The sequence below is a fragment of the Microbacterium sp. genome (assembly GCF_051860965.1).
GTDB lineage: Bacteria > Actinomycetota > Actinomycetes > Actinomycetales > Microbacteriaceae > Microbacterium.
Genome location: NZ_JBIMKU010000001.1, coordinates 452,623 through 472,383 on the forward strand (window position 1 = coordinate 452,623; position 19,761 = coordinate 472,383).

The window sequence follows — 19,761 nt, forward strand, 5'->3', positions numbered from 1 at the left end:
CGACCGTCGGTCCACGTGTGAGGGTGGGGCAGGCGCACCCATCCGCGAGGAGTTCGATGTTCACCGTCAGCGAGACAGTCACGATCGAACGACCGCGCGCCGAGGTCTTCGACTTCCTCATCGACGGGCGCAACCGGCCGCAGTGGGACTCGTCCGTCGTCTTCGAGAAGCTCACGCCCGCCGAGCCGGTCGCCGTCGGCAGCACCATCCACTCCCGCCTTCGAGCGATGGGCCGTGAGAGCGACTTCCACTGGCGAGTCACGCAGTTCGATCCACCGTCCCGCATGTCGACGTTGAGCACGTCCGGTCCGGTAGGTGCGGGGCATACCGCGAGCGTACTGTCGACAGATTCCGCGGGCAGATGTCCGGATCGATTTCCGATCCTGCGAGCTGTTGCCCACGTCGAACGCGCACAACGAGAACGAACCTGCCGACCATGAAATGTCGGCAGGTCCGCCACTGAAGCTATGCAGGCAGCAGGTACCGCGCGCCGCGCTTCTCGCCGTGCAGTTCAAGCACACCCCGGTCGCGCATCTTCTGGAGCAGGTGACTGGCTTGGACGGGGGTGAGGTGACAGAGGCTGGCAGCCTTAGCCCTGGTGATACTCCCGAACTCGCTCACGTAACGCAGGACAAGCTGCTCCTGTTGCAGCGGGTCCATCGCCTTGAGACGCGTGTAGGCATCGGACGCCGCGAGCCGGTAGAAGTTGGCAGTCAGCCCATACTGACGACTCCGGCCGCTTCCGGTGACCTCGACGACGCCGAGTCCTGCGAGCCGCGTCAGTTCGCCGCGGAGTAGCGAAGCTGTCGAACCGAGGGCCTCAGCGAGTTCACTCGGGCTTTGGGGACCCGCCTCTTTGAGGTCATGCAGAATGCGCAACGCAGTGAGTGAGAAGATCACATGGTTCTGGTCCTCGAATTCCACAAGGAACCGCACGAGCTCGAGGTCGGAGTCGGCAGTTGGTACACGCACCACTACGTGGTCGGCGGTGGTCTGCGAGTAGTCAGGCTCACCGCGCCCTGCACGGAGAAGGAACGCATACATCTCGCGAATCCCCCGTCCAGCGCGATCCACGATTCCCGCCCGCTTGAAGGCATCGACAAGTATGGGACTGCGCGGCACGGAGGTGTCCAAGAGGTTCCCGAGGGTCACCCCGTGGGGAAGTCCTCCTGGGCTCGTAACGCGCAACTGCTGTTCATCCAACTGCACAGTGATTGGCCCTCGAGCTGCGTAGTCGCGGTGAGTCAGTGCGTTTGCGACGGATTCACGGATGACTTCGTCCGGAATTCTAGGTACCCCGACGCGGTGAATGCCGAGCATGAGTTCTTGCTCGCTGTTCCGAGCATGAAGGAGGTCGCTCAATCGCTCGGCCGTCGCGACGAGGGGCCCGCGCATCGTCTCCGAAAAAACGACCTCGCCGTCGCGCAGCTCCTGAAACATGACCTCGTGAGTCGGGACGCTGCGCGCGATTGTCCGCTCACTACCGAAAAGGAGTACCGCTCCCAGCGTTGGCTGTGTCGAATCGTCGGGTCGAACGAGGCGGAGAGCGCGCAAGATCTCCTCCGCCGATGCGTCGGCGAGAGCGCGATCGCCCTTGCCAGATGCGCACAGTCGCCGGAATCGCTCGAACTCCAGCGCGTCGAGGTCGTCGACGTCCACACCCCTCGCGACGACAGCTGCGTAGTCACTGCCCTGTGCGGCCAAACCTTGCGCGAGCATGGCGTGCAGCATGAGTGGTTTGCACTGCGGTTCACCATTCGGTTGGAGTGTTCGACGCAGGTACTTGCCGCCACTCGTACCGACGGGAAAGGCAGATCGTGGCACGGACACCACAGCAATCGTGGTGTCTTCGACGTCCACGAGCTCGACATCGACTTCTAGGGGTGGCTCCGTCCGGTTCGTGACCATGGCTCGAAGCAGGTGAGGTTCAGTCGTCGAACCATGCCTTGGGTGGAGTCCCTCAATCCGGCCGTCATCAGCGACGCCCAGGAGCAGGGTGCCTCCTTCGGCGTTCGCTAGACATACGGCTGCCTCTACGATGTCCTCGTCGCTGAGGTCACTGCGGCGTGCTCGTTTGAACTCGACGGTGAGCGTTTCACGTCCTGAGATCAACGCCTTTGCCTCGTCAGAATTCACGTCTCCAGCATATGCATACTTTTGGCAGAGTTATGAGAAACCACGCTGGGCATCATTTCTGCTCATAAGTATGCATACAAGGTGATCCGTGAATACCTGCCCAGATCCAGAGCGTCACCCCTGCCGCTACTACTGTGGGTTCCCGCTCGAGATGGCATGAACCCCTCGCGATTCCACGGTAGTTGGCAACGGTTTCAGGGCCAGGATTCCACGCGAAATGGCATTTTCCTACAGTTGGTCCGACTCAACTCAGATGCCCGCTTGCGGCAGGCAGATCGACCTAGAGTGTGTTAACGAGTGAGCAGCCGCGCCGTTCAGAGGCGAGGGCGATCGCCGACGGGGCGGCTCACTCTTCTCCTCATCCCGGTGTTGCTCAGCGCGACCGGCGTCCTCGATCTCCGCATTCCTTGGCCGTGGCTCCATGGCGAGTCCGCGGGGGATCGTCCGGTCGAGCACTCACCCCTGAGAGCCCTGTCAAGGTGAGCTGGACCGGGACAGCCGCTGGAGTGCTCTATCTCGCGTGGCTGGCGTCCGCAACCCTGCGCCCCGGCGGCAACGGGCTATTCGAGACACAATCCCACGCGCGCGACTCCCGGTCGAAGCTGTTCCGGATGGGGCTCGTCACCAACCTGCTCAACCCCAAGGCCGCTGTCATGTAACTCGCGATCATCCCGCAGTTCATAGATCACGGGCAGGGAAACACGACCGCTCAGGGATTCGTTCTCGGCGGAGTTCAGATCATCGTCAGGATGATCGTCAACTCCCTCATCGTGCTGGGCGCCGGCACAATCTCCGGATTCGTGTCGACGCGACTCACATGGATCCGGCACCCCGCTCGGCGCAGTGGCGGTCACGCTGGCCAGAGAGGTCCCGCAATGCATCTCGCCCCTGAACCGGGCGATCATGCTGCAGGACCTCCGTGAGACGCCGCTCAGATAGACCGTCCTCCGGAAGCTCGACGAGTACGAATGACCCTTTCTGAAGGGATTGAACAGGACTGTTGTTCTGCACAGATTCTGCTAGGTAGAGTGGGATTCCATCCGACGGAACCCGCCGTCGGTGAACAAAGGAGTTCCAGAATGCGCATCGTCTTGGTTCATGGAGGTTGGCAGGGTGGTTGGGCGTGGGACGGCGTTGTCGCTGAGCTCACGAAGGCAGGCCACGAGGTATGGGCCCCAACCTTGCAGGGTCACGGTGACAACGACGACCGTGCAGGTGTCACGCTCTCGACCATGGCGGACAATCTCATCGGCCGGATCGCCGACAAGGGGTGGGACCGGTTCGTCGTAGTCGGCCACAGTGGCGGCGGCCCGCTCATCCAACTCGTAGCTGAGGCGATGCCGGAGCAGGTGGAGCAGGCGATCTTCATCGACGCGTGGGTACTCGCCGACGGCGAGTCGATCAATGCGATCCTCCCCGCCGAGTTGGCGAATTTCGCCCGTGGCACAGCCGCGTCCTCGCCCGACCAGAGCGTGCCGATCCCGCCGCAGCTATTCATGACGGCTTTCTTGCAGGACGGATCGGAGGAGCTTCACGCGCAGGTCGAGCCTCGTCTGGTGCCGTCGCCTGGCGGTTGGCTCGACGAGCCGATCCGTCTTCGGACGGCCGGCACCGGTGACGTGCCGAGCGGCTACATCTTCCTGCAAGAGGATCGGGCTGTGCCGCAGGAGTTGTACCGCGCATCAGCAGACCGGCTCACGAACCCCACGACCGCGAGCTCGCCGGGGAGCCACCAGGCAATGTTGACGCGCCCTGTGGAACTGGCAGCAGCCATCGTCTCCGTCATGTCGTGACGACGTTTCGCTCTTTCGCGACTTCCGCTGGGACCGTCGCTTACGCCGAATGGCTGCCCGGCGGCCCCGCCCGTGCGACGGTGCTGCTCGTTCACGGCGGGGGGGTGGGCCCCGATGGCTGGAGTCGAGCGATCGGCGGGCGACCCGGGTGGGCGCCCCGTCTCGCCGAGGCCGGATACCGCGCGGTCGTGATGACGTGGCCTGGGTTGTCGGCTGGCGGCGCATGGGACCCCGACACGCCGCTGGATGGGGCGGCGGTCGCCGGCGCGATCGTGGAGCTAATCGCTGCGCTCGGCGGCCCGGTTGTCCTCGTGGTCCACTCCATGTCCGCCGCTTTCGGCTATCGGGTCGCTTTCCACCATCGGGATTCACTGATCGCCCTAGTCGCGCTGGCGCCCGCTCCCCCCGGGGATATCCAGCCCGAGCCCGCCGTGCTGGAAGAGGACGCCGATCACATCGTCGTCCAGGGACGCCCGCTCACCTGGAGGCTTCCCCGTCGCGGCTGGTGGCATCCCGGACCAGAGTTCATCGAGGCGAAGCTGGTCGGTGCGAGCGAGCAGTTCCCACCCGGTCACCTGGACGAGCTCCGTTCACAGCTGGTGCCAATCCCAGCCGGGCTCCTCCTCGAGCGGCAGAACGTCCGCGGTGCGCAGGTCCACATCGGCGACAGGGAGTTGGACGGCCTACCGACCCTCGTGATGGTCGGTACCCACGACACCGATCATCCGATCGAGTCGGACCGCGCGACTGCAGACTGGCTCGCCGAGCGGGGCGGCGATGTCAGGTTCGTCGCGTTGACGGCAGCGAACGTGGCTGGCAACGGCCACATGCTGATGCAGGAGTCGAACAGCGATGCGGTGCTCAACCTGGTGACGGAGTGGCTCGGTCCAAATGTACGCCCGCGGCGGTGAGGATGGTGCAGTTGATCGCGACCCGGGCTCCGGACATCTGTGATGGCCTGACTACAGCAGGAGCCGTTGCTCAGCAAGTTCCTGCAGCAGGAATCGCCAGAGATGCCCGTCGTTGAATGCGTCACCCAGGTCGGGCAGGTCGGCGAGGTCGTTGTCATCGATCGGTATAGGCTCGGCCCCTGCCTGCAGAACGGCGAGGTGCACGCGAGCGAGGCTGTCGACATTGATCGCGCGGATGACGGCCTGCGGGACGCTCTCGCCGACGGCCGTGAGGCCGTGACCGCGCAGGATGCCGACCGGCCGCGTGCCGAAATCGTCCGCCATGGCCGTCGCGCGTGCGTGGTTGCGGATCAGCGCAGACGAGGGGTGCGCGGGGATGCCGTCGCGCGCCATCCGCATAGCGGGGATGTTGAAGGCACCGACAATCGGTAGCAGTGTCCGTCCGGTTAGCGAGAACGCGACGACAGCCGGCGGATGCGCGTGGACGACGGATCGGGCCGCAGGATTGCGGCGCAGCAGCTCAAGATGCAGAGACAGCTCGTTCGGCGCCCGGTACCCGCCGGCGAGCTCGAACGATCCCTCGAGGGGCACGGCGAGGATGTCGTCGGCGGTGGTGAAACGCAGCCCTCGCTCCTGCGGTCCGCGGGCTCGGATGAGGACGGTGTCGTCGTCGACCCGCAGGCTGACGTGCCCGAGGATGTCGTCCACGAGCCCCCGGACCGCGAGCACGCGGCAAGCATTGGCGACGAGCATGCGTTCGTCGACGTAGTCGTTCATCATCCACTTCTCCTTCGAGGCGTGATCTCCGATTGCGAATTCCTGGAAAATCTAGCAGAATCAGATTCTGTCTTAAAGAAAACCGGTCTCGACCGACATCATCTTCAAGGCGCGGAATAGGACTCTGACATCAGGAAGCAGCGGCCCAATGGCGAGCAAGACGACGATCATCGAGGACGTGCGGCGCGGCATGATCCCGGCGCACATCTATAACGACGAGGAGATCTTCGAGCAGGAGAAGAGCAAGCTCTTCAGCCGCGCGTGGATTTTCGTCGGACATGAATCCGAGATCCCTCAGCCCGGTGACTACGTGGTGCGGCATGTGCTCGACGACTCGTTTATCGTCGTGCGCGACGAGAGTGGTGAGATTCGGGCGCACTTCAACATGTGCCTGCACCGCGGGATGCAGGTATGCCGCGCCGAGGTCGGCAACGCCTCCCACTTCCGTTGCCCCTACCACGGGTGGTCATACCGCAACGACGGCCGGATTATGGGCCTCCCGTTCCACGAGGAGGCCTACGGGGGTGAGGCAGGGTTCAACAAGAAGGGTGCACGACTGCTCCCGGCGCCGAACCTGGACACATACAACGGTCTGATCTTCATCAGCATGGACCCGAACGCGCCGACCCTGCGGGAATACATCGGCGACTTCGCGTTCTACCTCGACTACTACACCGGGCAGAGCGCCAAGGGCATCGAGCTGCGTGGCCCGCAGCGGTGGCGCGTCAACGCGAACTGGAAGATCGGCGCCGAGAACTTCGCCGGCGACATGTATCACACGCCCCAGACCCACACCTCGGTCGTCGAGATCGGGTTGTTCCGTGAGCCGAAGGCGGAGAAGCGCAAGGACGGCAACACGTACTGGGCCGGCAACGGCGGCGGCACGACCTACAAGCTCCCGCCGGGCAGCCTCGAGGAGCGGCTGCGCTACGTCGGATATCCCGACGCGATGATCGAGCGGATGAAGGAGCAATGGTCGCCTGAGCAGCTCGATGTGATTGGCCGTGACGGGTTTATGATCTCAGCGGCATCGCTCTTCCCGAACATGAGTTTCGTGCACAACTGGCCGAAGGTGGAGGACGGGGACGACGTGCTGCCCTTCATCTCGATCCGTTCGTGGCAGCCCATTAGCGAGAACGAGACGGAGGTCTACTCCTGGTTCGCGGTCGATGCCGAGGCGCCGGAGGAGTTCAAGGAGCTCTCGTACAAGGCCTACCTTATGTGCTTCGGTAGCACGGGAATGTTCGAGCAGGACGATGTCGAGAACTGGGTCTCGCTGACCACGACTGCCAAGGGTTCGATGGCTCGACGGCTCCTGCTCAACAGTCGGATGGGGACTCTCAAAGACGACACTCCGGTCGTCGCTGCGCTGACGCCTGAACAGTTCGCCGGTCCAGGCGTCGCGCACGTTGGTTACGGCGAGTACAACCAGCGTCATCTGCTCGATCGTTGGGCCGACTACCTCGACACCGATGACGAAGTCGAGGTGCAGGTCGCGAGCATCGGTACAGGCATCACCAACAACGGGGAGGCACCCGCATGATGAACACCGAGACCGGTGTCCAGATTTCCGGGCAATCGCCTCTCGGCGCCCACGCCACGCGCGCCGATCGAGTCGGGCGGTCCCTACTGTTCTCCGACGAACTGCATCTCGAGGCGCATCGTTGGTTGATTGAAGAGGCTTACACCCTCGACGAGCAACGGTACGAGCACTGGCTTGAGACGCTTACAGAGGATATTCACTACATCATGCCGGTGCGTCAGACGACGGCTCTCGGGTCTTCCTTCACGACGGCGAGGGGGATGTCGCACTGGGACGAGAATAAGTACTCGCTCAGCCGCCGGGTCGCGCGATTCCTGACTGAACACGCTTGGACGGAGGACCCTCCCTCACGCCTGCGTCACTACGTGACGAACGTGCGTGTGTTCCTGTCCTCGGTCGAGGACGAGCTCATCGTCGACTCCGCCGTCCTGCTGTTCCGCAGCCGGGGAGACGTCAACGAGCCGTCAATCATCTCCGCTCACCGCGAGGACGTATTGCGTCGCGTCGGTGACGACCTGCAGTTGGCACGTCGGGTGATCATGGTGGACGAGTCGGTGCTCCGCACCCAGAACCTGGCGATCTTCCTGTGAGCGGCCTCGACTGGGAGGGTGCCGACGTCGATCGTGATGCCGCGGCGGCTGCGGCGGCGGAGCGCGAGCGTCTTGTCGCCCGCACCGTCGGAGAGCCGCTCGTCATCGCCAACGAGTTTTCGGAGATCGAAGTGCGCCGCGTGGAAACTCACAACGGCACGAGGCTACTGATCGACGCCCCGAAAACTGGCCAGTGGATCGCGATCGACCCCATGGAACTCGAGGCCCTGACCTGGCAGACCACGCAGACGTTCTCCGAGATGATCGCGCGGCCTGACCAGCCGATGTTTCCCGAAATGCGACCGCAGTAGAAAAGGAGAGACCGATGGCACGGATCATCGCCGACCGCAGCGCCTGCCAGGGCTACGCCAATTGCGTTGTCGCCGCGGGCGACTACTTCGACCTAGATGACGACGCCCTAGTGATCGTTCTGCGCGAGGACCTGCCCGACAGTGACCGCAAGCGAGTAGAGGAGGCGGCGCGCAGCTGCCCCGTCTCCGCCTTGGTTGTGGAGGACTGACGTGTCGCGGGTCGTCATCGTCGGCGCCTCTGTTGGTGGGCTCAAGACCGCCCAAGCCCTTCGAAGCGAGGGATTCGAGGGCGAGATCGTCCTGATTGACCAGGAACGCCATCCCACCTACGACAAACCTCCGCTCTCGAAGAAGTACCTCACCGGTGAGACGGCGCGACACGAGATCGAGCTTCTCTCCGAGCACGAGACGCGGGGGATCGGAGCCATCTCAATCTTCGGCACGCCCGCGGCATCCCTCAACCTCGAAGGCCAGGTTGTGACGCTCGAGGACGGTACAGCCGTCTCATACGACACACTCGTGATCGCCACCGGGTCACGCGCCCGTCGCTCTCCGTGGGGTGAAGGTGAGCATATTCACTTGCTGCGTACCAGCGGCGATGCCGAGCGCTTGCGGGATGAGCTGGCCACAGCGCGGCACCTTGTGGTCATCGGCGCAGGCTTCATCGGGGGGGAGGCTGCCGCAACCGCGATCACGGCGGGCGTACGGGTCAGCATGGTTGACCCGTTCCCGGCGCCGATGTCGCGGGTGCTCAATGCCGAAGTCGGCCAGATCTTCAGCCGCAAGTATGCCCAGGAGGGCGTCGAGGAGTACTTCGGAAGGACAGTCGAAGGCGTCGAACAGACGGCAGACGGGGTGCGCGTGGTGCTCGATGGCGGCGAGATCATCGAGGCCGATGCAGCTCTCGTCGGTATCGGAGCTGTGGTCAACACAGAGTGGCTCGAGGGTTCCGGCATCGAACTCGACAACGGGGTGACCTGCGACTCTGGGCTGCGGGCCATCGGGCATCCTGAGATCTTTGCCGTCGGCGATATCGCACGTTGGGCGAGTGCGTCGCGCAACGTCTCGCTGCGCCTCGAACATTGGACCAATGCCGTTGATCAGGCTCGCGTCGTCGCACACAACATCGTCCACCCTGATGATTGCGAGGACTACGACACGACCGAGTATGTCTGGAGCGACCAGTACGACTGGAAGATCCAGGTGGTCGGGCGCACCGGCGCCGACGACATCGTCATCATCGGGTCCGAGGAGGACCAGCGCTTCGCCGTACTTTACTCGGAGAGTGACGACTCACTGACCGGCGCGCTCGTCGTCAACTGGCCGCGGGCGCTCGTTAGCACGCGGCGAGCGGTGGCTACGAGAACCGATCGAGCCGAGGTCGCGGCGCGCCTGACCGGCGACGGCGCGCGGTCGGTCACGCCCGCGGTCTGAGGATGGTCCCCGTGACCACAAGGCGATACGATTTCTGTTGTGCAGAAATCGCCCGGCGACGGTGTAGCGCCCCAATACCCGATCGAGTCAGTGGACAACGCACTGCGGTTGCTCATCCTTCTTGGCGAGCGTACGGAGGTAAGGCTGACCGACGTCAGCGCCGAACTCGGGGTGGCGTCTTCGACGGCGCACCGCATCCTCGCAATGCTCATCTGGCGCGGATTCGCCCGTCAGGATCCGCGCACGAAGACCTACGGTCCGGGTCCGACACTCACGAGCGTGGCCTTCTCAATTTTCCGGCGCATGGATCTTCCGCGCCTGGCGCAGCCGATCCTCGAGGATCTCAGTTCCTCGATGGGCGAGACGAGCCATCTCGGCACCCTCGAAGGCGCGAACGTCCGCTTCATCGCGGCGTCCGAGCCGGCGGCGGCAGTCCGCGTCGCCTCACGCCTCGGACGGGAGATCCCGGCGTACGCGACCTCGACCGGCAAGGCGATGCTTGCCAGCCTGCCGACAGAACAGCTCGGGCGCTTGTTTCCAACGGACTCACTCCCCGCGGTGACCTCGCATACCGTTCAGTCCCTTGCGGACCTCGAGAAGGAACTCGAAACCGTTCGGCGCCAGGGCTACTCGACGAACCGCGAGGAGAGCGAGGACGGTGTGGCATCGGTCGCAGTCTCGGTCGCGAACTCAGCAGGCATCAATCTCGCCATCAACCTCGCTGCCCCAGTCCATCGTCTTCCGGTCTCGAAAGTCGCGACCTTCGGGCGAGCACTCAAGGACGCCTCGATGCGGTTGAGCGAGGCGTTGGGCTAATCACGGGGGTGCTCCAGTGAACCCCGCCCCGATCCCGCTCCTCCACGGACACTCGATTCCGCGTCTGGGTCTCGGCACGTGGCCGCTCAAGGGCGACGCGGTGCACGAGATGGTCGCGCTGGCGCTCGACATCGGCTATCGACTGATCGACACGTCTCACAAGTACCTCAACGAGGCCCCGGTTGGCGCGGCGATCCGAGAGAGCGGGATCGCTCGCGAGGAGATCTTCGTCACCAGCAAGTTCAACAAGGAGAATCACAGCGTAGATGGTGTCCAGCGCGCCTATGACGAGAGCCTCAGACGGACCGGGCTCGACTACCTCGATCTATTCCTCATTCACTGGCCAGTGCCTTGGCTCGACACCTACGTTGCGGCCTGGCGGGGTCTTGTAAGACTCGTCGAGCAGGGGCGGGTCGGGGCGATCGGCGTCTCAAACTTCAAACGACCACATCTGGAACGGATCGTCGCCGCTACCGGACGCGTGCCCGACGTCAACCAGATCCAACTGAGTGCCGACCTGGCGCGCGACGATATCCGTGATCTGCACAAGCGGTGGGGCATCGTGACCGAGGCCTGGAGTCCGCTCGGGCGCGGCGGCCCCTTGCTCACACATCCCGTCGTGGTAGACATCGCAGACCGGGTCGGTCGCACCCCCGCGCAGGTGTTGTTGCGGTGGCATGTGCAGCACAACATCGTCCCGATTCCGCGCGCGGACGACCCCAGACAGCTGCGGGAGAACGCGCAGATCTTCGATTTCAACCTCACTCACGACGACCTTGCGGAGCTGAGGAACCTCGATCGCGGTGAATCAGCGGCACGAGATTCCGACTCAAAAGAGAACGGACATTAGCGCGTTTCTCCCTGACTCGATCGCGTTTCAAGTTTCAGGGGCCGAGCGATCACGTCGAATCCGGAAACGATCAATTTCGGGATGCGTGCGGAGGCTAACCGTTGTCGAGCAGTTCGAGCAGCCGTGTAGTTACGCGCCAGGTTCGGACTGTCATCTGTTGAAACATCGGCATAGCGAGTACGCGCTGAACGCGGGTCTTGGTCGCTTGCGCGGCTACCCGCGAGAAGTACAGGACACCCGGCCCGATTGCCATCGCGTCGACGCCCTCGCGCATTTCGGGAAGATCTGCAAACGCCGCTTCGGCCGTGAGGGGATCCTTTACGAAGAACACTTCGCTGCGTAGCCGATCTGATCCGTGGTCCGATGGTGCTTGGGCGATAATCGCTGCTAGCTTCCAACAACGTCGCCGGCCAGTACGGTCGGAACCAAGACAGTGCTCAACGCTGTAACCGGGCTCTATGCAGCCCCACGAATTTTCTGCCCGAAGGAACAATGCTGACGAGCTACACGGAAGATTCAAACTCGATGCTGGAGTCGGCTGGCGATGCGGCAGAGGATGACTGCTCGGCTTCCGATTCGGAACCATGCGAGAGGTCGCCGGGGGCCGGTTAGGCGCACCTTGCGGGCGCGGGTCGTCACTGCGATCACGGTTCCCTCGTCGAGTACCTCTTCCAGCGAATTCAGCATGCCGTCGAGGCCTCGTGCAGCATCCGGTCCGTGCCACGCTGTCTGCTCGCCGTAGGGGATATCGGTGACCACGACATTGGGGCGTCGCCCGTTCAACGCGCGCCGGAGTTGTGCGGGGTCGAAGACGTCGGCTGGTGCGATGTTGTAGTCGAATGAGCCGTCGCCTGACGCGAGCCGGCGAGCGAGTCGCTGTGCAGCGGCGGCGGCATCGAGGTAGGCGGGTTTGCTCAGGCGCTCGGCGCGGGCCTGCAGTTCATTCGCGCGGGCGGTCATGCCGTGCTTGCTCAGAAGGGCGAGGTTCTTCCGGGCGAGTTCCAGCGCCGCGTGATCGACGTCGGAGCCGAGGACGCTGGTGATTCTGTCTCTATGCAGGAGTGTGAGAGTGGTGAGGAGGTGGCCGCTGCCGCAGCATGGATCCCATACCTGGGCGGTGGGGTTCGGGGTGAGCGCCAATGCTCGCTGGAACATCTCGCTGGCGAGGCGTGCGGGGAAGGCGGGGAACCCGGGGGCAGAGTGGAGCACGCCGCCGGAGAGGTCGGCGTAACTCTCTCGCGTGACGGCGTAGCGGTAGGCCATTCGCGTGCCTATGCCCGTCCGCGCTGGCGCGCGGCCTCGTAGAGAGCGATCGATGCCGCGTTGGCAGCGTTCAGCGAGCTGGCGGCGCCGCCGATGGGGATGCGTGCGACGACATCGCACGCATCGCGCCATCCCGCGCTGAGTCCGGCGTTCTCATTGCCGATCGCGAGCAGGACGGGGCCTGTCAGATCCACGTCGGCGATGTCGTCGGACCCGTTCTCGTCGGTTCCGACGATCGTGAGGGGGATGCCCGCAGCGCGTTGCTCCCGTACCCAGGTCACCAGTGGTTGATGAGATGGTTGTCGGATCACCGGCACCGCGAACAGCGACCCAGTGGAGGCGCGGACGGCTCTGGGGTCGTACGGATCTGCGCCGTGTCCGGTGACGATCAGGCCCGACCCGCCGAAGGCATCCAATGAACGGATGATCGTGCCGATGTTGCCGGGCAGGGAGGGGCGGTCGAATGCCATCCCGAGGAACGACGGCCCCATAGGTATGCGAGACAGCTGATCGTCCGGCACGGCGGCTACGGCGATCAGCTCGGGGGAGCCGTCGTCTTGGTCGCTCAACTGATGCAGCAGCTGAGCCGCGACGGCTACCCGCTCGCCTCCTGATCCTTCGATAACCTGTGCACCCCACCGCGACAGCGGCCGATCCGCGTCATAGAGGACTGCGCGGATCGGCCAGCCCCGCTCGAGTGCGAGGCTGATGGGGCGCACACCCTGCACGATGAACTCGCCGGCCCGCTGGCGCTTGTTGCGGTTGTGGAGCAGAGCTTCCCACTGTTGGAATCTTGCGTTCGGCCGGGAGACGCGCAGAGTTGGCTTACGCGCGTTCAACGGGAATCCAGACCTCGGCGGTTGCGGCGCGCTGCTCGCCTGGTCGGCGCTCAGTGACGATCGACGGCCCCGGACGCAGGCGCCACGGGTGTGACGGAAACCACTCGCTGACAATGTCCATCCAGGCCGACGCAAAAGGAGCGCCCGTGCGGAACACCGCCCATTTGCCGGCAGGAACCTCGATCACATCGAGGCGCTCAGGTGCGGGCGGAGCCGCATCGAGGGCGACACCGACCATGAACGTGAACCGACTGTTCACTGCGTAGTCGGCGTCGACCTCCGTACTCACCTGAAGCAGACCCGAGGGCTCCGAGCAGCCCAGTGCTCGGAGCCGCTCCACGTTCTCCGCAGACAGCGCCGTGATGTGTGCCTCGACATGAGGATTCCGGAATTCCGACACGACCGGGACGCACGCGGCGTAACCGATCAGGCGGAAGGCCGTCCGCTCGACGATACGGGCGTCTAACATGCTTCCCTTCAGCTTGGACTCTCGTGGTGCGAGACGATTTCCAGGGTGTTCGTCACGCCGGGTCCAGCGCCCGACAATTGGAGACCGATCAAGTCGGGTGAAGGCGCCCGGGACGCCTGATGGTGTGTGGTGTTGCGTGTCGTCGGACGTCGCCGGCCGTCACGAGCCGGCCCGCTCGGATCGGAGTCGCACGTTCGGACAAACCACTGCACCCCGGCAAGCAGAATTGGAATGAAGGGAGGCTTGTGTGATCAGTGAGCTCAACAGGCTCATCGAGGTCGTCGAAGCGGATCTGTCCGACGACCTCGACATCGGTGCGCTGGCTGCTTCCTTCGGCACCACGGAGTACCACTTGCGGCGGATGTTCGCATCGCTTGTCGGCATGCCGTTGTCCGAGTATGTGCGGCGTCGGCGGATGACGGTCGCCGCGGCCGACGTCATCGCGGGCGATCCGCTTCTCCAGGTTGCGGTTCGATTTGGTTATGGCTCGGCCGAGGCATTCGGACGTGCGTTCCGGGCGGTCCACGGTGCGGCGCCTATCGAGGTGCGGACGAACGGCGGCCCGCTTCGGTCACAGCCGCAACTCACGCTGCGACTGACTGTCCACGGCGCCACGTCGATGGACACGCGTATCGTGGATCGACCCGCGTTCCGGCTCGTCGGCCATGCTGCACGCGTTCCGCTCATCCACCGGAGCGCGAATCCTCACATCCAAGCGCACGTCGCTTCTCTGCCGGCGCACGAGCACGCGCGACTGACGGCGCTCGGCAACACGGATCCTCACGGACTGCTTCAGATAAGCGCAGATGTCGATTCCGACTACACCGAGGGAAGCACACTGACCTATCTGCACGGCGTTGCCCGGGACGCCGCGACGACCACGCCGGAAGGACTCGACGTGATCGAGGTTCCTGCCGGCACGTGGGCTGTGTTCCGGGCATCTGGACCATATCCCGCGGCTCTGCAGGAGACGTATGCGGCATCGGCATCCGAGTGGTTTCCGTCGAACCCGTGGCTGCTGCGACCAGGCCCCTCGATCGTCGCGATCCTCGATCGCGCTGAAGACTTCCGTTCCGCGACGACGGAGTTGTGGCTGCCGATCGTCCGCCAGCGTGATGACGTGTAACCGCGACACGACCATGACCTCGCTACCCGAGGGGCGCGACTTCATGCCATCCCGATCTCGCGGACGAATGTCTACACGGTGTCCATCTGGGCGATTCGCTCGTCTTCGGCTGATCGCTCGTGTATTTCGGGATTACGCGGACGCGGTACTGTGCGGAAGCAACGACTCTCGAAGGACGACGATGAGCATTGCATTCCTGCTGACCACCCTCGTGGTGGTCGCCACCCCCGGCACCGGCGCCGTCTACTCGATCGCCGCTGGGCTCTCCCGCGGCGCAAAGGCTGGCATTATTGCGGCGTTCGGCTGCACCCTCGGGGTCATCCCTCACATGGTGGCCGCGATCACCGGACTGGCCGCGATCCTGAATGCCTCCGCGATCGCGTTCCAGACGATCAAGTGGCTCGGTGTCGCCTATCTGCTTTACCTCGCCTGGCAGACATTCCGCGACAAGACGATGATCGACGGCGACGCGAACCCCGCCCCGGTTTCGTTCTGGCGGGTCATCCGTACCGCCGTGCTCATCAACCTGCTTAATCCGAAGCTGACCATCTTTTTCTTCGCGTTCCTCCCTCAGTTCGTTCCCGCGGGCGAGGCGAAAGGCACGTGGCACATGATCTGGCTCAGCCTTGTGTTTATGGCGTTGACGTTCGTCGTGTTTGCGCTGTATGGGGTGTTCGCCGCGGGGATGCGCAACCAGGTCATCACGCGCCCGAAGGTCATGGCGTGGCTGCGTCGCACCTTCGCGGGCACGTATGGGCTGCTCGCCGGCCGTCTCGCCCTCGAAACCCGCTGATGCAGCTCAGTTCATGACTCGGCGCTGCGCGCTCATTTCCCTCAGCTCGCCGTCGCGACACTCACCCTCGATGGCGTGACCGACACGGCGGACGTCTCGGCGACCGCGGCACCATTCCGCGAGCGGGCCTCCATGCGCCTCTCCGAACGACCGGAGAGCGAGTTCCCCGAGATCGTCGCCTGGCGGCGCGCATTCAGTCAGATGGGACTCAAACCCACCCAGTACCGGTGCGCGTCGGAAGCGCTGCCACGCTGATTCAAGAGCGACGGGGAATTGCCCTCGATCCACCCGCTCGTCGACCTGTGCAACGCCGTCTCACTCGCTTACGCGATTCCCATCGCCGTGTTCGACCTCGTCCACGAGGCGCCCCTGCCCGGTGGCAGCGGCACCTGGGCGGAGAAGGTTCTCGTGACCAGTGCCCACGTCGCGCGCGTGCCCGACGGCTTGGCGCCGGCGGCCGCTCACGCGGAGTCAAGTACGTGATCGAGCTCTGACAGCGCCGGACGTGAACGCCGGGGTCCTCGCTGCGCCCACGAGTTGTTATCGATAGTTCAGGGCGCTCGTGCCCGTCATTGTGGCGCTCGTGGTGTCGGCCATTTGCTTCACGATCATCGTCGCGGGCTCCGGATATGAATCCGGCCACGATGAGTGGAATTGGCACGGGCCACGGCAGACTGCCTACGCGCGTTGTTCCATGCACTCGTGGTCGTCAACAACATCGGTGCGCTGAGCATCTGCTCCCGTTCGGAGGGGGTGAGGGGAGGATCGCCGATCGGTAGCCGACCTTGCATTCCAGTAACAGACGCTCTCGGTGCGGTCTGGGTTGCTTGGGCCAGCCGGAATCTTGCCGCGCTGCGCCAGCGAGTCGTTACGCTCGGCAACGCTCACTAACTGGTGCCGAGGTCCTTTCCGAGCTTGGCGTACAGCTCTATCACCGACCGGGGTGGATCTCGTATCGGGTTCGCTACCCGCGGCGGGCTTGCTCAGGGGGCGAGCCGAGGATGACGACTCCGAGCGGCTCGGTGACATCGACTTCATCCCGGTAGCGCAGAAGCGCGTCGATGAACTCCTGCTGCGCGGGGGACGGAACGTAGGTAGACCGAGTGATGAGGAGTGCGCGGCGGTCGGCCCATTCCTCTGCCACCGGATGTATGGCAGCAGGCAGTGTGGGAGAGCGGCTGACGGTCCCATACGGGACGATCGCCGCGCCAGCCCCAGTGCTGGCGACGGCGTACACCGCGTTGAGGGTTGGCAACCGCACGCGGTACGCCGGTGACACACCGAGGATGCGCGCCTGCTCGTCGATGAGTGTCTGAAGCGGGTTTGCCGCTGGCAACCCGATCAGCGGCCCCCGCATCACCTCCTCGAAGGAAGGAGCCACGTCGTCTCCGCGGAACACCGAGCCACGAACGACGACAAGGGGATCCGCCCATAACTCACGAGCGATCAAACCGTCGCCCGTCGGTGGGAGGGAAACGATCCCGAGGTCAGCACCCCCCTCGCGGACCCGAGACGCGACCTCGACGCTGCTTGTCTCGACCACCGCGATCCGCATCGTAGGGAATCGTGCGAGAGTCGCGGCCAGGAACTCGGTCAAGGTATCGACGGCTGATGTGTTGCTGGCGAGCCGGATCTCGTGGGCAGAGTCCCCGCGCAGCCCGTCCATCGCCTGCCGCAGTTCATCAGCACGTTCGAGAAGGGCACGGGCATGTATCGCCAGGGTCGTGCCGGCCGTGGTCGGCACGATCCCACCTCGTCGACGCGACAACAGCTCGACTCGCTCTTGCCGTTCCAGTAGAGCGATCCGGCTGCTGGCCGACGACAGCGAGACCCCCACGGCGCGGGCGCCCGCCGTGATCGAGCCGGCGTCGATGATCGCGACGAACAGCTCCAGATCCCGCAAGTTGGGCGCCACGAACTAGCTTTCGGATTTCGCGTACATCCCTTCCGATTCTATCAACCTGCGTCCAGCGCACTTTTGGAAGCCTTGAAGGCCTCCGGGACATCTTGTGACCCGGGCGAGGAGGAGGCCAACGTGCTGATAGAAATCGCGCCGCTTCTGCGAGGAGCGGCGGTCGTCGGCGCAGGCTTCCTTGCAGGAGGTCTGAACGTCGTCGTAGGCGCGGGGACACTGGCGTCCTTCCCCATCCTCGTTCTGCTGGGGTTTCCGCCGTTGACGGCGACGATGGCGAACACGGTCGGCATCGTGCCCGGCAGCCTGTCGGGGGTATTCGTCTACCGACGCGAGCTGCGCGCACACTACCGCGTTACTCGCCTACTGCTTCCCTCATCCAGCGCCGGCGGCGTCACCGGCGCGCTCCTCCTCCTGCACTTGTCCGCCGACATCTTCGCTGCCGTCATCCCTTGGCTGATTGGTATCGGTACGCTTCTGGTACTCAGCGGACCCGCCATCAAGAACCGCATCGGCCGCGTGGCGGCAACCGACGACGTCGACGCGACGCCATTCCCTCGCCGAGGTTCGAAAGTCGCCTCCGTGGTCGGCGCGTTCCTGCTCGGAGTTTATGGTGGCTACTTCAGTGCAGCGCAGGGGATCCTCCTCGTCGCCCTGCTCGGGATCACGACGACGTTGCTGATGCAAGAACTCAACGCCGTGAAGAACGCCAGCGTCGCCGCGGTCAACATCATCGCCGCCACGGTCTTCATCTTCGTCTCACCAGAACTGATCTCGTGGCCCATCGTCGCCCTCGTTGCTCTCGGCTCGATCCTGGGAGGATTGGTCGGCGGCAGGTTCGCAAGACGACTCCCCGCAGGCCTGTTCCGCGGGTTCGTCGTCATCGTCGGCATCACCACCGTCACGGCAACGGTCTTAAGCCATTGACCACCCTCGGTCGGCAGGAACGGTCGAGCCAGATGTCAGCGCCGGAATCACCCCGGCACGCGACGATCGATCTGCCCGTCCGGGCCCCGGGCGTAGGCCGAACTCGTTGACGTGGAACCGGTTCACGGAGTTGCTCGCTCAGTGCAGCCGCTGGCGGCCGCCGCCCGCGAGGTCGGCGCGATGCGGACGGCCGCGTACCCCCGGCGCGATGGCACCGCGGTGCGGCGCAAGGATAGCGCGGTGAAGGTCGTGCCACAGCCCTGGCCCGCTTTCGCTTCTCCCCATCTCCTCGAGGCTTCTTTTCGAAGAGGAGCGCGTTCTGATCGCGATCTCGCGAGCCGAGGTGCGCGGCCAACGGAGATCGCCGCGCTGCATGACCGATCTCCGTCCACAACCAGCCGGGAGTTGCGTCGCAGCGCGCACGGTCGCACGAGAGGCGCGTGACTCCTCCGTCCGTCGCCTCTGCAGCAGTCAGCGGATCGCATCGAGCGCTGCGATGATGTCCCGCGGTTCCGCACGTCTGGTGTGGTCGCTGTCCACGAACGACCACGATATAGACCCGCTCTGCCTGATCACATAGGTCGCGGGGATCACAAGCGTTCGACCATCGCCACCGTTTCGACGGATGAGATCGTGACCTCGTCGCTCGTAGAGCGCAGCCAGCTCCGTAGGAATGACGAAGGACAGGCCGTAGCTTTGGGAGACAGTGGCCCCCACGTCGCTCAGAACGTCAAAGTGAGGCTGTGTTTCTCAGCGGTCGACAATGACTCGTCAGGCACCTGCGGCGAGATCGCAACGAGCCGCGCGTTGCGCGCCTTGAACTCCATGATGTTCGCTTGAAGCGCCCGCAGCTCGAGATTGCAATACGGGCACCAGCTGCCTCGGTAAAAGCTCAGCACCACGGGGCCATCCTCAAGCAGATCACTCAAGGTCACCGTTTCGCCAGTGGCGCTGGGGAGAGAAAACACCGGCGCCACATCTCCGACGGCCTTCGCGCGGTCTGCCGTACCGGCGTCGAAGAGCTCCGCAGCCGCACGATCCGTCGTCTCGTTCTCCTCGGAGGACCGGTTGGACCGCGCGTCCTCGTAGACACGCAGAAGCTCTTCCCGCAGGTTCATCTCGCTCCCATTCTGCGGCCGTTGACATACACGCTCAGCTGTCCACGCCCTCGGCTTCTGATGTACGGGGTTGCCGTCGTCGGCGCTCGTGCGCACGTGGCACTCACGACGTGTGCCGCGAGAGCGATCAGTCGATGTCGCAACGAATCGGTT

At 64.3% G+C, this 19,761-nt stretch carries 23 protein-coding genes; 16 read left to right on the plus strand and 7 right to left on the minus strand.

What is annotated here, in order from left to right:
* Positions 1 to 56 precede the first annotated feature (56 nt).
* Positions 57 to 440 (plus strand): SRPBCC family protein, encoded by a 384-nt coding sequence (locus ACTIFV_RS02085; protein WP_439591387.1) that lies wholly within the window; start codon positions 57 to 59, stop codon positions 438 to 440.
* A 25-nt stretch (positions 441 to 465) separates the two neighbouring features.
* Here the strand turns inward: ACTIFV_RS02085 and ACTIFV_RS02090 are convergent, their stop codons facing one another.
* Positions 466 to 2,136: an RNA-binding domain-containing protein gene (locus tag ACTIFV_RS02090; RefSeq protein WP_439591142.1), complete on the minus strand. Its 1,671-nt coding sequence runs from the start codon at positions 2,134 to 2,136 to the stop codon at positions 466 to 468.
* A gap of 506 nt (positions 2,137 to 2,642) precedes the next feature.
* Here ACTIFV_RS02090 and ACTIFV_RS02095 point away from each other — a divergent pair.
* The 3 genes from ACTIFV_RS02095 (at position 2,643) to ACTIFV_RS02105 (ending at position 4,840) form a co-directional block, all read left to right on the plus strand.
* Positions 2,643 to 2,795, plus strand: a complete 153-nt coding sequence (locus ACTIFV_RS02095; RefSeq protein ID WP_212743478.1) for a LysE family transporter — start codon at positions 2,643 to 2,645, stop codon at positions 2,793 to 2,795.
* 420 nt (positions 2,796 to 3,215) lie between these two features.
* Complete coding sequence (locus ACTIFV_RS02100; protein WP_005050723.1) at positions 3,216 to 3,929, plus strand: alpha/beta fold hydrolase; 714 nt, start codon at positions 3,216 to 3,218, stop codon at positions 3,927 to 3,929.
* On the plus strand, positions 3,926 to 4,840 hold the full coding sequence (locus tag ACTIFV_RS02105) for an alpha/beta hydrolase (RefSeq protein WP_171024213.1): 915 nt from the start codon (positions 3,926 to 3,928) through the stop codon (positions 4,838 to 4,840). Before ACTIFV_RS02100 ends, ACTIFV_RS02105 begins: the two co-directional genes overlap by 4 nt.
* 51 nt (positions 4,841 to 4,891) lie before the next feature.
* Here ACTIFV_RS02105 and ACTIFV_RS02110 read toward each other — a convergent pair whose 3' ends face one another.
* Entirely contained in the window at positions 4,892 to 5,620 is a 729-nt protein-coding gene (locus ACTIFV_RS02110) for a class II aldolase/adducin family protein (protein WP_138173429.1), read from the minus strand.
* Between the two features lie 145 nt (positions 5,621 to 5,765).
* Here ACTIFV_RS02110 and ACTIFV_RS02115 point away from each other — a divergent pair, with 145 nt between their 5' ends.
* The 7 genes from ACTIFV_RS02115 to ACTIFV_RS02145 are packed head-to-tail and all read left to right on the plus strand — an operon-like array spanning position 5,766 to position 11,161.
* Entirely contained in the window at positions 5,766 to 7,160 is a 1,395-nt protein-coding gene (locus ACTIFV_RS02115; RefSeq protein ID WP_439591143.1) for a Rieske 2Fe-2S domain-containing protein, read from the plus strand.
* Positions 7,157 to 7,750, plus strand: coding sequence for a 3-phenylpropionate/cinnamic acid dioxygenase subunit beta (locus ACTIFV_RS02120; RefSeq protein ID WP_138173431.1), 594 nt, complete (start codon positions 7,157 to 7,159; stop codon positions 7,748 to 7,750). Before ACTIFV_RS02115 ends, ACTIFV_RS02120 begins: the two co-directional genes overlap by 4 nt.
* Positions 7,747 to 8,061, plus strand: coding sequence for a hypothetical protein (locus ACTIFV_RS02125; RefSeq protein ID WP_138173433.1), 315 nt, complete (start codon positions 7,747 to 7,749; stop codon positions 8,059 to 8,061). Before ACTIFV_RS02120 ends, ACTIFV_RS02125 begins: the two co-directional genes overlap by 4 nt.
* A 14-nt stretch (positions 8,062 to 8,075) precedes the next feature.
* Positions 8,076 to 8,270: a ferredoxin gene (locus tag ACTIFV_RS02130; RefSeq protein WP_005050734.1), complete on the plus strand. Its 195-nt coding sequence runs from the start codon at positions 8,076 to 8,078 to the stop codon at positions 8,268 to 8,270.
* 1 nt (position 8,271) lies between these two features.
* Positions 8,272 to 9,495, plus strand: a complete 1,224-nt coding sequence (locus ACTIFV_RS02135; RefSeq protein ID WP_138173435.1) for an NAD(P)/FAD-dependent oxidoreductase — start codon at positions 8,272 to 8,274, stop codon at positions 9,493 to 9,495.
* Positions 9,496 to 9,534: 39 nt separating this feature from the next.
* The gene (locus ACTIFV_RS02140) at positions 9,535 to 10,311 is read left to right on the plus strand and encodes an IclR family transcriptional regulator (RefSeq protein WP_252370903.1); all 777 of its coding nucleotides are present in this window, start codon (positions 9,535 to 9,537) and stop codon (positions 10,309 to 10,311) included.
* Positions 10,312 to 10,327: 16 nt separating this feature from the next.
* On the plus strand, positions 10,328 to 11,161 hold the full coding sequence (locus tag ACTIFV_RS02145) for an aldo/keto reductase (protein WP_138173439.1): 834 nt from the start codon (positions 10,328 to 10,330) through the stop codon (positions 11,159 to 11,161).
* Positions 11,162 to 11,677: 516 nt separating this feature from the next.
* Here ACTIFV_RS02145 and ACTIFV_RS02150 read toward each other — a convergent pair.
* From ACTIFV_RS02150 to ACTIFV_RS02160, 3 genes are read right to left on the minus strand one after another with little or no spacing between them, the layout of a single operon-like run.
* Positions 11,678 to 12,424: an rRNA methyltransferase gene (locus ACTIFV_RS02150; protein ID WP_175987716.1), complete on the minus strand. Its 747-nt coding sequence runs from the start codon at positions 12,422 to 12,424 to the stop codon at positions 11,678 to 11,680.
* A gap of 8 nt (positions 12,425 to 12,432) precedes the next feature.
* A complete protein-coding gene (locus ACTIFV_RS02155; protein ID WP_212743493.1) occupies positions 12,433 to 13,263 on the minus strand; it encodes a TrmH family RNA methyltransferase in 831 nt (276 codons plus the stop codon).
* Positions 13,250 to 13,732: a GyrI-like domain-containing protein gene (locus tag ACTIFV_RS02160; RefSeq protein WP_138174566.1), complete on the minus strand. Its 483-nt coding sequence runs from the start codon at positions 13,730 to 13,732 to the stop codon at positions 13,250 to 13,252. Before ACTIFV_RS02160 ends, ACTIFV_RS02155 begins: the two co-directional genes overlap by 14 nt.
* A gap of 247 nt (positions 13,733 to 13,979) precedes the next feature.
* Here ACTIFV_RS02160 and ACTIFV_RS02165 point away from each other — a divergent pair, with 247 nt between their 5' ends.
* From ACTIFV_RS02165 to ACTIFV_RS02180, 4 genes are all read left to right on the plus strand, one after another.
* Entirely contained in the window at positions 13,980 to 14,858 is an 879-nt protein-coding gene (locus ACTIFV_RS02165) for an AraC family transcriptional regulator (protein ID WP_138174568.1), read from the plus strand.
* Between the two features lie 181 nt (positions 14,859 to 15,039).
* Positions 15,040 to 15,651, plus strand: a complete 612-nt coding sequence (locus ACTIFV_RS02170; protein WP_138174570.1) for a LysE family translocator — start codon at positions 15,040 to 15,042, stop codon at positions 15,649 to 15,651.
* A 75-nt stretch (positions 15,652 to 15,726) separates the two neighbouring features.
* Positions 15,727 to 15,906, plus strand: coding sequence for a hypothetical protein (locus tag ACTIFV_RS02175; RefSeq protein ID WP_212743495.1), 180 nt, complete (start codon positions 15,727 to 15,729; stop codon positions 15,904 to 15,906).
* Positions 15,907 to 15,924: 18 nt separating this feature from the next.
* Positions 15,925 to 16,134 (plus strand): hypothetical protein, encoded by a 210-nt coding sequence (locus tag ACTIFV_RS02180; protein WP_212743496.1) that lies wholly within the window; start codon positions 15,925 to 15,927, stop codon positions 16,132 to 16,134.
* A 481-nt stretch (positions 16,135 to 16,615) separates the two neighbouring features.
* On the opposite strand, the gene ACTIFV_RS02185 is transcribed toward ACTIFV_RS02180, so the two are convergent.
* Positions 16,616 to 17,566, minus strand: coding sequence for a LysR family transcriptional regulator (locus ACTIFV_RS02185; protein WP_138174572.1), 951 nt, complete (start codon positions 17,564 to 17,566; stop codon positions 16,616 to 16,618).
* A 120-nt stretch (positions 17,567 to 17,686) separates the two neighbouring features.
* On the opposite strand from ACTIFV_RS02185, the gene ACTIFV_RS02190 reads away from it, so the two are divergent.
* Entirely contained in the window at positions 17,687 to 18,490 is an 804-nt protein-coding gene (locus ACTIFV_RS02190; RefSeq protein WP_138174624.1) for a sulfite exporter TauE/SafE family protein, read from the plus strand.
* 722 nt (positions 18,491 to 19,212) lie between these two features.
* Here the strand turns inward: ACTIFV_RS02190 and ACTIFV_RS02195 are convergent.
* Positions 19,213 to 19,608, minus strand: coding sequence for a peroxiredoxin-like family protein (locus ACTIFV_RS02195; RefSeq protein ID WP_212743497.1), 396 nt, complete (start codon positions 19,606 to 19,608; stop codon positions 19,213 to 19,215).
* Between the last annotated feature and the right edge of the window lie 153 nt (positions 19,609 to 19,761).